This is a genomic window from candidate division KSB1 bacterium (genome assembly GCA_034521575.1).
GTDB lineage: Bacteria > Zhuqueibacterota > Zhuqueibacteria > Residuimicrobiales > Krinioviventaceae > JAXHMJ01.
Map to the genome: position 1 here is coordinate 1,024,040 of JAXHMJ010000005.1, position 14,175 is coordinate 1,038,214.

Consider the following 14,175-nt stretch of genomic DNA (forward strand, 5'->3'; position numbering starts at 1 on the left):
GTGTGCGGCTAATTCTTGATCGCGTCCCAGTTGACATTGATGTCCAGACCGGTGATCGTTTGCCCGGAATCCGGCACGACCCGGCCGTACTGCTCTGGATTATCCGGATCCATGTATTCACCCACCACCTCAAATTCACTCAAACCGGCGCGCTGCGGCAGCCAGTAGACGGCTATATATCCGACACTACCGCTTCCAATTGGAAGTAAATAATCATAATGAGAGACACCAGTCTTTATGCCAAAATCTATACTTTTCATAAACAATAAATAATCGATTGGCCGTTGAGGCTTTTCAATAAAGGCAGCTACAGCAGTGATATCAGTGTTATCCGGGAATTCACCATTGAAACGAACTGTTCCCGCAAGGCTTGATTCTCTCTTTACTTTATTCCAATCTGCCAGCATGGAATATTCGAAAACCGGATCCTGGGGGGTAATGTCAAACTGCATAGGTTCAAATGTATACAAATCAATGGGTATTGACAGCACATCAGCCAGATTGGCTTCTGCGTTTTTGCTGTACCACCACAAAGCCACTGCTTCATAATGTCCGTACGGCAGCGCAAGCTCGGTATACGCAGTATCCTGATCAATCGGCAGACTATTGGGACTCAAAAACATCTCGTTAATGGCGTGCGGCGGGAAATCCGGCGCCACCATAAAATAAATCCCTTCGGTATCCACCGGAGGTTCATTGTAAAAGTTAATGGTTACCGCAATTTTACCCGGCAAGGGCTCGAGCCCTTGATCCACCTGACAGGAATTTAGCAAGAACAGACTCGACAAAAGCAGCGGTAGTGCTCTGACCGGGTGTCGATAGTTAAAAGGTGACTGCATGGCTTTCCTAAAAATCGATTATTTGATCAATGTTAATTTTTGTTGCAGGATATCATCTCCGGCTTTTAGTACGACCCAGTAAATGCCCGATCCCACTGTATTCCCGGCTGCATCTCGCCCGCTCCACATGACACGATAATGTCCGGCCGACTGTTCACGGTTCACCAACCGTGTAACAAGACGCCCTTGTATATCAATGATATCAACCCGGATCGTTTTGCGGCGGTTCAGTTCATAGCGGATAACAGCAGAGCGGTTGAACGGATTGGGATAGACCGGCAGCAAACGCCAACTTTCCGGGCGCTGCTCTTCTGCCTGTTCCACTGCAGCCGTAAAGTCACTGCGCTTGTTGGAAAATTCAAGTGACTGTTTGAGATTCTTCGCCAACTGCTCACCCAGCGACTGGTCCTGATTGGACGGTAAAAAATAAGCGTTAAAATTCAACTCAAAACTTTGACCATTTACAACTTTAAATCCATGATCACCATAGGATTTACCATCACCAGTATCGCCACCGGTAACAGTACTATTATCATCATTGCCACCCGATTTATCGTCATAGTAATACAAATACGACTCTTTCAAGCTCGAAGTATCATTAAGTGATAAATAGGTAAATACGGTTCCCTGGTCGCCTGATGACAGGGTCCATACTCGTATAGTATCCTCATTGGTAATAGTATGATCGACATCATCGGGATTTCCATCAATAAGCACACCCGAGTTGCGTGAATTCATAAATTTCATCCCTATCGCATTCTCATTAAAATCAAAGGAATGACGAACCTGATCAAATTCCATCGTAACTCCGCCTGAAGTGGGAAAAGCATTATCTAAAACCTCTTGGTTTAAAACCAACCCTCCTTCAAGCTGTCCACTATAGGGATAGAATTTTGTGGTTATGGGAGTTGCCAAATCATCAAGCGTAAGGAAACCACCCAGAATAATCGTTAACCTTACTTCACGAATTAACCTTACTACTGGCTGTTCAGTAATTTTCAAATAAGCATTTTCCCCATCAAATGGATAAATATAAAGAAAATCCCTTTCATTCAAATCCGGTTGTCCGCCTCTCCCAGGTTGAAATTGAAGGTTTGGTCCAAGCAAAAGGGCTCCAGCCACTCGAATTTTTTGAGTGTCTAAAACATCTATACCATTTCCGTATGGAGCTTTTATCATAATATCATCAAGGATTCCACTTGATTCATTAAATCCAACTTTATAAATATGAGAGGACACAGCATCTACGTCCTGATCATAGCTTAAATCATAGGGTCGAGGGACTGTATCGGGAATCGTGGATGAACAAAACGCATAGGCATAGGCGGCCTGGTCTTCCCGATCCTTTTCGTACAATTTAAGCTCCACCCGCTGGTAGTGCCGGGATTCTGCATTATCAATCCAGGCTGCTTCCGGCGCCTTGTCGCCCATATCCCGCACCATCCATACCACTTCATCGTCATTATCCATTAACCCATCATCCGGTTTGAAATAGGTGCGGCGGTAAGTTGAACCCTCTTTCAAATCATCAAGAGCATAAATTCTTTCATCAATCTGAAACGGCATCATTTTAAACTCGCCGATTTGCGAATCATAAGCAAATAGAAAAATATGATCCACGGATTCCCCTTCAAACGCTCGAAACGACCAGCCGCTTCTCACATAAGGTTCATAGGGGTGTGTATTTAGCAGCGGATTCGCCATAATCGGTAGAATAAAGCACATTGTTAAAACAAAAACATTTTTCATCGTATTGATCCTTATCATTAACGATTGCGGCCGTCGACCATGCTGATTTCTTGGATGATCGTTCCGGAACCGTCGACCACCGTATAAAACTCCCAGAGGTTCACCGTCGAGCATATATGCCTGGGCACCAAAAGTACATAATCACCGATCTCATAGTCTTCAGCATTATCGCCTTCCAGAACCGTATGTTCTTCATTCCAGATCACGGCTCGAACATCCGGAACACTGAATACGTCCACCGGCCCGCGATCAGCAGACCATTCCTTATGCCCGACATTCAGGGTCAGTGTGTTGGGTGTGGGTTTGTCAATAATCCGGCTGAGAATCAAGGCAGCCGGTTCAAACTGATCCGGCAAAATTTCCATGGTTTCGGAATCGGAAAGAACCCAGGTTCCGGGTGAGTATTTGACCTGAACATTCGCCATAGACGAATTATTTACATAGCGTGCGGCATGCAAGAACGACGGCGTACCACCGGTAATGAATTCCGGGACATGGACATTGTTTTGTGAAAAAAACTGCAGAGTCTGCTCCACAATTTTCATACTGGTCCGGCACATTTGTTCGCGCTCCTCCGGGTCTTTGCTGTGAATATGTCCGTCATAAGCATGAAATCCCATAAACTTCATGGAAGACCAGTTGGAGGTATAAACATAAAGATCCCACACATCCCAGGGCGCGACGCCGGTGCGGTGCATACCTACATCCATATCAATATAATAATTCCACTGTACTTTGCCCTCTCCGGCCATTCTCAAAATATCTACGTGCTTTCGACATCCAACCTGAACCCGAAAATCAATATTTGGATACGATCGTATGAGTTTTGTGAGCTCATGTGCTGTGTCCGGTAAACAAGGATAAGAAAGAAAAATACTCGATATTTCCGCATCAATCAGCAATGGCAGTTCGTGAGGAGTCGCTTTAAAAGAGGTCACACCTCGCCGAACCAATTGACGCACGATCCGGACTGATTTATGTGTTTTAACATGCGGACACAGGTGTTTTAATCCCAAAAAAGGATGTACGTCAACCAGTGAATGTTGCATCCGATCAATATTCGTCTGTACACGATCGGAAAACAAAATCAGCCGCGGCGTCTTTATCTTTTCAGGCGCCTCAATCGAATAAGTTTTATTATAAAGCTGAAAATCCATCTTTCACGAATCCATGGCTGCGGGACGAATCAAAAGCAGCACAGCAGCATGAGGAACAATCAAATATTTATCACTATCAATATCAATTTCGACCGCAGCTTTTCTCAGAAAAATTGCCAGATCACCAATTTGAGCCTGTATCAAATCTTTACTGAGTGATGCGTCCTGTTTCCAGGGTTCGTCTTCAATATCGTGCGGATTGGCCATGGGTGTGCCCGTACCCAGTTCCACGATCCGGCCGGTCTGGATTGACTCTTTTTCAACAGCCCATTTGGGTAAATATAAACCGGCATTGCTCCTGTCTTCACCGGCATCAGGAATAATCAACAGCCGGTCTCCCACAACGATTAATTCTTTATTTCCACGTTTCATAATATTTTGTACATTTTATTGAAAAGACTTTAATAAACATAGTATTTTTTATCGAAACTTGCAAACAAAACCATTTAAAACGTCCGTGTTTATCTTTTAATTTGGATTTTGACTTTATTTTTTGTAATCTATTTATCAACCACTTAAACAGGAGAACAAGCAATGAAAAAATTATGTCTGCTGGTCCTGCTCTTATCTTTATTATCCTGCGGACCCAATTCTGAGGAAAAACAATTGAAAACATTTGTAGAGTCCTATACTGAACAGGTCAAGCCTCTTCACAAAAAGGCCAATCTGGCCTATTGGCGCGCTGCGACCACGGGAAACGAACAAGCATTTCAAGAATCCGGCAACGCCGAGCTGGAAATACGCAAAACTCACAGTGACTCGCAAAAATTTGCGTTACTGAATTCTTTGAAAGAATCCGCTCAAATCAATGATCCCTTACTGCAGCGTCAGCTAACCGTACTCTACAACCGCTTTCTGAAAAATCAGATCGACCCGGATCTTTTAAAATCCATAGTTGACAAACAAACTGAAATTGAACAAAAATTCAGCACATTCCGTCCGGTGGTCAATGGTGATACTTTGAACAACAATCGCATCGAAAAAGTTCTAAAAAATGAAATAAATTCCAAAGTCCGGCAACAAATCTGGAGCGCCAGTAAAAAAGTCGGTGCACATGTGGCTCCGGATATCATTGAACTGGTAAAATACCGCAACAAAGCCGCCCAATCCATCGGATTTCCCGATTATCACAGTATGTCACTGATTGTCAGTGAACAATCTCCCGCAGAGATCGATGAAATATTCCGGGATTTGGAAGAAAGAACCAATGAACCGTTTATGAATATCAAGGCTGAACTTGACTCTGTTTTAGCGGACATGTACGGCGTCGGCATCACCGGCTTGATGCCCTGGCATTATCACGATCCATTTTTCCAGGAAACCCCGTTGGTCTATGAAATCGATCTGGACCCCTTTTATGCAGATCATGACGTTGTAGACCTGGCACAGACATTTTACGAGGGGATTGGTCTTCCCGTTGATTCCATCCTGGCTCACAGTGACCTCTACGAGCGCAAGGGTAAAAATCCACATGCCTTTTGCATTGATATTGACCGGCAGGGAGATGTCCGGATTTTATGCAATGTGAAAAACAATGAGCGCTGGATGGAGACGATGCTGCACGAACTGGGGCATGCCGTCTATGACCGATATATGAGCCTGGACACTCCCTATATATTGCGCGAACCCGCACATGCCTTTACAACCGAAGGAATCGCCATGTTGTTCGGACGTCAAAGCCGCGACGCAGAATGGATGCGTCACATGCTGGACTTGTCTCAGGAAGAATATAATGAAATAAAGACGATAACCGAAAAATATGCTCAGCTGAAACAATTGATTTTTGCCCGCTGGGCCATGGTGATGTACCAGTTTGAAAAAGCACTCTACAGCGATCCAAATCAGGATCTCAATCAGCTCTGGTGGTCTTTGGTTCAGCATTATCAACTAATTTCCAAACCGACTGATCGTGACAAACCGGACTGGGCTGCAAAAATTCACATCGCCCTTTATCCCTGTTACTATCACAATTATTTGCTCGGTGAATTGTTCGCGTCTCAATTGCATCATCACATCATAGAGTCGGATAACAACAAGACCGTGTTTGCAGGCAACCGGAAAATCGGCAGCTATCTGAAAAAAAATGTATTCATACCGGCAAACACAATGCCCTGGGATGAGATGATCAGACAGGCAACCGGTGAACCGCTGTCCGCTCTTTACTTTGTTCATCAATTTGTAAACTAAAGATCCCGGCAATGGATTATTCTAAACTTGTCACGCATTACAAAGACGGATCTATAAAGCATCGAAATCCGTTCAGCGGGACTGAGTCCTGGTACTCTCCGGACCGGAAAAACCGGCCTATTCTGACGCAGCAGGATACAGATGCGGCAGAGCTGAAAACGAGTACGCCGGAGGACTATTGTCCATTCTGCGAATCTCGGTATTCAGAAACCACACCGGAAAAATCCCGGCTGATTTTCCGGGAAGACAGTTGGCAGTGCCTGGATCGGTTGCCACCGGATGACGTATTTTCCGGCACTGCCGATTTTCGCAGAATCGGAAATCTTTATGAAATCATCTCGACGCCCTACTGGAAAGAACAATACGGATATACGCTATCTGATAAAAACCGCGATCGTAAAAATGAATATCTTGAATCCGATCTGGGAATGGAACATGTTTGTGATGTTTTGCAGTACAAATTACAAAATGAGGGTGTCCCGCAAAGCAAAATTGACTCTTTTCTAAATGATCCCGAGATGGCCGCTGCAGATGCATTTTTCGGCGGCAGTCACGAATTGATCATCCCGCGCCGGCATTATAAACCTGGCGCTCAAACCACAGCTGATCTCTGCTCCACAGGATGCCTGAGCGCCAAATCGCATAGCATCTATTACAGATTTTCCTGTTTTGCCGCTCAGGATATTTATGATAATAATCCCCATGTGAAATACGTATGCATCTATACCAATTGGGGCGGAACAGGCGGCGCATCTCTGCCGCATCTGCATCGTCAATTGCTGGGAATGGACAAACACGGGCATATTCTGGAACGCATCAGCAAGCTGAAACAAAAATATGACCGCATTTATTATGATTTACTGTTGTTTGCCAAACACCAGCATCTGATTATTTGTGAAAATGACGGAGCCATTGCATATGCTGATATGGGATTGCCGTTCCCGACGATCAGTGTGGTTTCAAAAACATTGTCCACCCCCTTAAAAGCAGACTCGAGCCAACTCAGACCCATGAGTGAAATCGTCCATGCCTTGCACTCGGCCATGGGAGAATCACTGCCCTGTAACGAAGAATGGTTTTACACACCGGAAAATGGGAAAATTAAAATTCCCTGGACCGTGCAAATCAAATGGCGGGTGAATACACATGCCGGATTCGAAGGGGCAACCGGTTTGTATGTGGTGCCATACGCTCCGGCTGACCTTAGGACCAAGATGGTCGAGGTATTATCCGAGATGGACATCGGAATTTATCAACAAGCGCTTCAGGTTGGAGATAATGCACCCGGTAGAGTAGATATCTTAAAATATTTCTCTTGAAACTCGCAGCTTTTTAAAATATATTTTCATATAGCGGTTTTTATCGGAAAACCCGGATAATAATCACCGGTTTTGTTGTTAATGACAAAAAAAAGAACATTTTTGGCAAATAAAACTCACAAACAACTCGGCAATACAGCCTGGATTCGCCATCTCCTCATGGTCAGCGGACTGCTCCTGGCTTGCACCAATCCGTTTGCAACACGCAATCCGGAACCGCCGCAAGGCAATCAGTCGAACTGGATCCAGCCCTCATCACCGGAGTATGTATTGGTGAACCTGCGTGCGGCATTAAAAGAAAAAAATATCACAAACTATATGCGATGTCTGGCGGATACATCAAATTCTTTCAAAACGTTTCGCTATGAACCCGTGCCATCGGTAGCCAATAACAATCCGCCGTCATTGTTTGCGAACTGGGACAAAACAGCAGAATTTAATTTTATCAACCAATGGATGGCTTTTATACCTCAGGATTCAAGTTTGGAATTGTCTTTGACCACATTGAAAGAAAATATGTTTCAGGATTCTGTTGTTCTTTTGCAGGAATACCAACTGAACACTTATTATCAATGCAATGACGATAGTTGTTTTTATCATATGCAGGGTCAGGCTGAGTTTTATTTGTTGCGTACATCTGAAGACTTGTGGTATATCTATAAATGGCGAGACATGGCAACCGGCTCCAATCCGACATGGAGTCATTTGCGCGCCAAATTCGGAATATAATTTATGAAACGACAAACACGAAATATTTCCGGCACGCAGAGTAAAAAACAACAATCGTCCTGGGTAAATTTGTGCAAACACATCAGCCAATTTCACAAAAACACCAATTGGCCTCCGCTGTTCAAATGGCTTTTAATCGTTACACTATTGAATATCGTGTTTGCCTTTTTCATTGCACCACGCATTCATATTAAACAAACATCAGAGTTGTCTTCCAAAGAAGTTGAATCCATTCGCAAGCAAGCGCGTGAATCACTGTTAAATCAGGACCTGCTTGCAATGCCGGACACAGCGGAAGACACCTTGGTCCATTTAGAGGCCCCGCTCTCAACTTCAATCTATAATATTTATCAGACTCTGAATCAGGATCTGCGCTCGGTTAATGCGACTATTCTCAAGGGCAAAAAACTCGGACCGACACTGTATCAATTAAAAATTGGGAAACAAGGCCGAGCGGTACAGACTTGTCAACTGCATTTAACAGGCGGGCCCTCTAAAGATAACCCGCGCATTGCACTAATAATAGATGATTTTGGTTATACCATGTCCAACGCCGCTCTCGCATTTTTAAAACTGGATGCTGCTATTACAGTTTCCGTCATACCCGGACTCAACAGTTCCTCAAAGGCGGCGGATGTTGCCAATCTATACGAAAAGGAAGTGCTCGTACATATGCCGATGGAACCGAAAAACGCTGAATTTGATTTGACGCCTTTTACCCTCACCACAGACATGCAAGCAGGCGAAATATCAATGCGGATCAAAACAGCTCTGGCTGAACTGCCGACAGCTGTCGGTATGAACAATCATATGGGATCCAAAGCCACCGAAAATGAAAAAGTTATGCAAACCATACTGCTGACTCTAAAAAGTAGAAACAAGTTTTGGATCGACAGCCGGACCAGCCAGAAAAGCATCGCTTACGCACTCGCCCGGGAATTGGGCGTCCCTTCAGCTCAAAACAATATCTTTCTCGATGCCAGGGAAACAGATGAATTTATACGGAATCAGTTATTGCTCGCGGGACGCATGGCCAGAAAGAACGGCTCTGCAATCGCGATCGGTCATGTGAAAATGCAGACTTTTGACGCCATAAAAGACATAATTCCCAAACTACAGGAAACAGGCATCCAGTTTGTATCAGTATCCAAACTGGTTCATTAACAAGAAAAGGAGTACGTCATGGCCCGACTCTGCTTATGTATCAACCAGGTAGCAAAAAGCAGAAACATGCGAAAAACCAAAGTTCCGGACCCGGCGGCTCTCGCTATTGCCGCGGAAATGGCCGGTATTGACGGCATTGTTGCTCACTTGAAAGAAGACCGTTCGGATGTGACAGACCGGGATATCAATGTATTGAAAGAAGTTGTGACCAGCCACTTTAATCTGGCCATCGGGCTTCGCGAAGAAATGATCAAAAAAGCCGTAAATTGGCTCCCCGACATGGTAACCCTGCTTCCCTCCACTCAGGAGCACAAAGCGGACGAGTCTCTGGATGTAATCGGCAACATGGATTACGTGGAATCCTCCGTCCGCACCCTCCGGGCGCACAATATTGTGGTCACACTTTTGATTGACCCGGTGGCTCAACAGATCAAAGCTGCTGCCCGCAGTCAAGCGGATTATATTCAATTCAATACAGCGCCCCTGCAGCGCGTCGACGATTATGGAACGATGAATGATTTTATCGAAGATCTGCGTTCGGCCGCCATTGCGGCAAATAAAATCGGTATGGGTGTCATGGCCGGTCGCGGTCTAGGCACACAAACATTGCGTGAAATCAATGATATTTCTTATATAGAAGAATTCAATGTGGGCTGGGGAATGATTGCCCGGGCCATGCTGGTTGGAATTGAACAGGCTGTAAAAGATTTTCAAAAAATTTTATCATGAGGAAAAGTTATGTTAAAAAATACGATAATTATTTTGGCAATACTTTGTAGTATGGCTCTGTCAACTGAAAAACGCGCTATGACCGTGGAAGACCTCTGGGCGATGCATCGTATCACGGATGCCCGGTTGTCGCCGGACGGCCAATGGCTCGTATATTCTTTGTCAGAGTATGATATGAAGGCTAATGACAGCCAGACCAATCTCTGGTTGATTTCCACAAAAGGCGGAAAACCTCGTCAATTAACCACACATTCAGCCTATGACGGACACCCGCGCTGGACACCGGACGGCAAAGCTGTCAGCTTTTTATCATATCGGAACGGTTCCACTCAAATCCATACCATTCCGATGCAGGGCGGTGAGGCCCGGCAGCTGACCGAGTCCCCGGTGGATATCCATTCTTTTATCTGGTCACCCACCGGCGACAAACTTGCGTTTACAGCCTATGTTTATCCCGATACTGAAACACTCAAGGCCACAGCTGAGCGGGATAAGAAAAAACAAGAATCAAACGTAAAAGCCCGGATTATTGACGATCTTTTATTTCGATCCTGGAACCGGTGGACCAACGGTAAACGCACACACGTGTTTGTTTACGATCTGAATGAAAAAAGCTACACAGATGCAACACCGGGCGATTTTGACACACCGCCGCTCGACTTGGGAAGCGATCAGGACTTTTGTTTTTCACCGGACGGACAAGAGCTTGCTGTGGTTAGCAACCACACGAATATGCCGGCGGCCAACACCAATAATGATATCTTTCTCATTTCATTGAATGATCTCAAAACCAAAAATCTAACTGCTGACAATCAAGCTGTAGACAATGCTCCACGATACTCACCCGATGGCCGCCATATCGCCTATAAATCCATGAATCGACCCGGATTTGAAGCAGATCAATATGAAATCATCCTGTACAATCGCGAGACAGGAAAAAAACAGACTCTTACTGAATCACTGGATTTATCACCGGGCGAACTGGTATGGGGTCCGGACAGCCGGACGCTGTACTTTAACACCCGTGAACGCGGCAGACGCACCCTTTACAAAACAGAAATCAATCAAAAACCGGTTAAACGGGTCGACAAACATGTCAATTCAGACATTCAGGTGGATAAACAGAATAATTTATATTTTCGCCGCCAGTCCAATACGCTGCCGTCTGAACTGTTTGTTTTAGCTCCCAAAGGCGCTGTAAAACAATTAACCCAGGTGAATGCTGAAAGACTGGCACAATTGGAACTGAATCCGGTTTCAGATTTTGAATTCACCTCTTTTGACGGAAAATCTGTACATGGTTTGATGGTAAAACCGCCGTTCTTCGATCCTGACAAAACATATCCGTTGATATACCTGATTCACGGCGGGCCCCAGGGCATGTGGAGCGATGATTTTCATTACCGCTGGAACTCGTCTATGTTTGCCGCTCGCGGTTATGTCGTCGCGATGGTGAACTTTCGAGGTTCAAAGGGATACGGCCAGGACTGGTGCGACGCGGTGAGCAAAAACTGGGGCGGCGGACCTTATCAAGATCTGATGGCCGGCCTGGATTATCTACTCGAGAGCTATGATTTTATCGATGAAAACCGCATAGCAGCGGCAGGAGCCAGCTATGGTGGATTTATGATCAACTGGATCGCCGGCCACACCGACCGATTTGATGCTCTTGTCAGTCATGCCGGTGTATTTGATCAGGTCAGTATGTACGGCGCTACAGAAGAATTATGGTTTCCCGAATGGGAATTTGGCGGTACTCCGTATGAAAATCCCGAGTTATATGAGAAATGGTCTCCTTCAACACACGCTGAACACTTTGCCAAGTATAAAACCCCGACTCTTGTTATACACGGGCAGCACGATTACCGGGTACCGGTGACCCAGGGCTTTCAGATGTTTACCGCTCTTCAGCGTATGGGTGTTCCGTCACGTCTGATCTATTACCCGGACGAGACGCATTTTATCTCCAAACCACAAAACGCCAGATTGTGGTGGAATGAGATTTTTAACTGGATTGAAACCTGGATGAACCAATAAAAGATACCGCTGCTCTTCGGAGCGGCGGGTTTTGCTTATGACAACACATCGGTTTTTAATTATTCTTGTTTTCCTGACGGTCGGTCTCCTCGCAAATCGGTGCGAAAACCCGCTCAAAGATGAACAGAAAAAAGAACAGGTCATTGAGCTGATTGATGAATATTTTGTCGAACCCGGTCAGTATATTTTTTTCTGGGATGGCCGCGACAAAACAGGCAATTATATCGAACCCGGGAAATATATTGTCCTGTTGGAAATTAAAAACTGGCAGGATCAGGAAACACTCACCGCTGAAAAAGGCGGAAAACACGGTAAAAATGACAATGCACACTATGAACCCGGATACTGGTTGTATGATGACCTGCTCGAGCCGGAACCGAACCCGTTTCAAATCATGTCCGGTGTCAATATACCGGTCAGATTAAGCGAGCCGACCCGTATCATTTTGCGCATCTATAAAGATTAGCGTCATAAAAAGGTGACCGGTATTCGTCATTCCAAAAGCATACTGGTCAGTCGACCGTTTAGTATACAGTCATTTTTTCAAAAATTAACAGAAAAATAGTCCAAACCCTTTATCCTATACACCTGGGGGAATAAAACCATTCACAGCAAAATATGCTTGACATTTTGCAATATTAAAAGTATTTTAAAATTCTTGAAACGATACTAACATAAAGGGACCATTTGAATCTCATTGCACAACTGGACCATATTGTCAACCGAAGTCCGGAACAGACAGCGATCATCTTTGGTGACATTCAGATAAATTATCAAACATTTCATGAATCAGTAGGCCGATTGGCGCAGGCTTTTAAAGAGCTGGGGATCACCAAAGGCGACCGTATTGCCATTTTACTCCCCAATGTCCCGCATTTTTGCATATCCTATTATGCGGCACTCACAGCGGGAGGCGTTATCGTCCCTATAAACTTTATGAACAATGTCAACGAAATCATGCACCAATTGAGCGACAGTGAAGCCCGAACGGTCATCAGTTGGCATGGTTTTCACAAGCAAGTGGCGGCAGCAGCAGCGGCGGCGCCTTTTTGCGAAAATTTGATTTTTTTGGGCGAAACCATTCCACAAAACAGCCTGTCCCTGACCCAACTTTTGGCAGATCACAATCCGATTCAGGAAAAAACAGAGATTTATCCTGAGGATTTGGCGGCCATCAATTATACATCCGGGATCGCAGATGTGCCGCTGGGCGCAGAGCTGACACATTATGCGCTTTTGGACAGCGCCGCCACTTGTCGAGAAATGTTTTTAATCACAGACGACAAGCACACCATTTCCGCGCTTCCTCTGTTTCATCCTTTGGGACAAACTCTGATTATGAACGCAACATTTATAGCAGGCGGCACTATTGTTTTACAGGCGCATTATTCACCGGAAAAATTGATTCAAACCATTCAAAACAGCAACACGCATTTTATGGCCGCAGTTCCCGGTGTGTTCCGAGCTATGAACAATGTTACAAAAGAAGAAACTGAACTGCCGTCACTCAAATATTGCCTAAGCTACGGCGGTAAGCTCGATGCCGATACCACCGATCGCTTTGAAAAAAAATATAATGCTCATATTCTCAATTCTTACGGTCTGACTGAAGCAGGCCCTTTGGTCACATGTACACGCATCAACCGCGAACGCAAATATGATTCATGCGGTCTGCCTCTTGTCGGTACTGAAATCCAGATCCGGGATGATGACGGCAATATCCTTCCCCCGAACAGTCCGGGCGAAATTTGCGTGCGCAACAGTTCTCTGATGCGCGGCTACCACAATTATCCCAATGAAACCGCTCAACGCCTAATAGATGGCTGGCTTTTAACGGGTGATATCGGCTATATTGACATGGACCATTACTTGTATGTAACCGAGCGCAAGGAAGACATCATACTTAAAGGGGGTTTTTATATTTATCCGACGGAAGTGGAAAAACGTCTTCTGGAGCATCCCAAGATTCAGGAAGCTGCCGTTGTCGCAGTTCCGGACCCGGTACAGGGTTCAGAAGTGAAAGCATTTGTCATCTTGAAAAAGAGTGAAGAGATGCAGAAACAAAAAGTTGTCCAACATTGCCGTGAAACACTGGCGGTTTATAAATGCCCAAAATATGTGGAATTCTTACCCGAACTGCCCAAAAGCGCGACCGGCCGAGTACTCAAACGCCATTTGCGCCAGGCATCTGTTCTGGATACCAGTGAAAATAAATAGTATTAATAAAGAACCTTAAACTCACGCCTCATGCGTTAACAAAGGAGG

The 14,175-nt window shown here is 45.0% G+C and carries 12 protein-coding genes; 8 read left to right on the forward strand and 4 right to left on the reverse strand.

The window, feature by feature from the left end; all coding sequences use genetic code 11:
* Positions 1–8: 8 nt before the first annotated feature.
* The 4 genes from U5R06_17565 to U5R06_17580 are packed head-to-tail and all read right to left on the reverse strand — an operon-like array spanning position 9 to position 4,117.
* Complete coding sequence (locus U5R06_17565; protein MDZ7724554.1) at positions 9–839, reverse strand: hypothetical protein; 831 nt, start codon at positions 837–839, stop codon at positions 9–11.
* Between the two features lie 18 nt (positions 840–857).
* Positions 858–2,588 (reverse strand): FlgD immunoglobulin-like domain containing protein, encoded by a 1,731-nt coding sequence (locus U5R06_17570; GenBank protein ID MDZ7724555.1) that lies wholly within the window; start codon positions 2,586–2,588, stop codon positions 858–860.
* 17 nt (positions 2,589–2,605) lie between these two features.
* Positions 2,606–3,745: an alanine racemase gene (locus tag U5R06_17575; protein MDZ7724556.1), complete on the reverse strand. Its 1,140-nt coding sequence runs from the start codon at positions 3,743–3,745 to the stop codon at positions 2,606–2,608.
* A gap of 3 nt (positions 3,746–3,748) precedes the next feature.
* Entirely contained in the window at positions 3,749–4,117 is a 369-nt protein-coding gene (locus tag U5R06_17580; GenBank protein MDZ7724557.1) for a co-chaperone GroES family protein, read from the reverse strand.
* A 162-nt stretch (positions 4,118–4,279) separates the two neighbouring features.
* On the opposite strand from U5R06_17580, the gene U5R06_17585 reads away from it, so the two are divergent.
* The 8 genes from U5R06_17585 to U5R06_17620 all read left to right on the forward strand — a co-directional run bounded on the left by U5R06_17585 (position 4,280) and on the right by U5R06_17620 (position 14,127).
* On the forward strand, positions 4,280–5,932 hold the full coding sequence (locus tag U5R06_17585) for a M2 family metallopeptidase (GenBank protein MDZ7724558.1): 1,653 nt from the start codon (positions 4,280–4,282) through the stop codon (positions 5,930–5,932).
* An 11-nt stretch (positions 5,933–5,943) separates the two neighbouring features.
* Positions 5,944–7,251, forward strand: a complete 1,308-nt coding sequence (locus tag U5R06_17590; GenBank protein MDZ7724559.1) for a DUF4921 family protein — start codon at positions 5,944–5,946, stop codon at positions 7,249–7,251.
* 102 nt (positions 7,252–7,353) lie between these two features.
* The gene (locus tag U5R06_17595; protein ID MDZ7724560.1) at positions 7,354–7,980 is read left to right on the forward strand and encodes a hypothetical protein; all 627 of its coding nucleotides are present in this window, start codon (positions 7,354–7,356) and stop codon (positions 7,978–7,980) included.
* 3 nt (positions 7,981–7,983) lie between these two features.
* A complete protein-coding gene (locus tag U5R06_17600) occupies positions 7,984–9,144 on the forward strand; it encodes a divergent polysaccharide deacetylase family protein (GenBank protein ID MDZ7724561.1) in 1,161 nt (386 codons plus the stop codon).
* 18 nt (positions 9,145–9,162) lie between these two features.
* Positions 9,163–9,873 carry a pyridoxine 5'-phosphate synthase gene (locus U5R06_17605; GenBank protein MDZ7724562.1) on the forward strand — a complete coding sequence of 237 codons (711 nt, stop codon included), beginning with the start codon at positions 9,163–9,165 and terminating at the stop codon, positions 9,871–9,873.
* Between the two features lie 9 nt (positions 9,874–9,882).
* Positions 9,883–11,910 (forward strand): S9 family peptidase, encoded by a 2,028-nt coding sequence (locus tag U5R06_17610; GenBank protein ID MDZ7724563.1) that lies wholly within the window; start codon positions 9,883–9,885, stop codon positions 11,908–11,910.
* A 37-nt stretch (positions 11,911–11,947) separates the two neighbouring features.
* Complete coding sequence (locus U5R06_17615; protein MDZ7724564.1) at positions 11,948–12,376, forward strand: hypothetical protein; 429 nt, start codon at positions 11,948–11,950, stop codon at positions 12,374–12,376.
* 221 nt (positions 12,377–12,597) lie between these two features.
* Complete coding sequence (locus U5R06_17620; GenBank protein MDZ7724565.1) at positions 12,598–14,127, forward strand: AMP-binding protein; 1,530 nt, start codon at positions 12,598–12,600, stop codon at positions 14,125–14,127.
* The last annotated feature ends 48 nt before the right edge of the window (positions 14,128–14,175 follow it).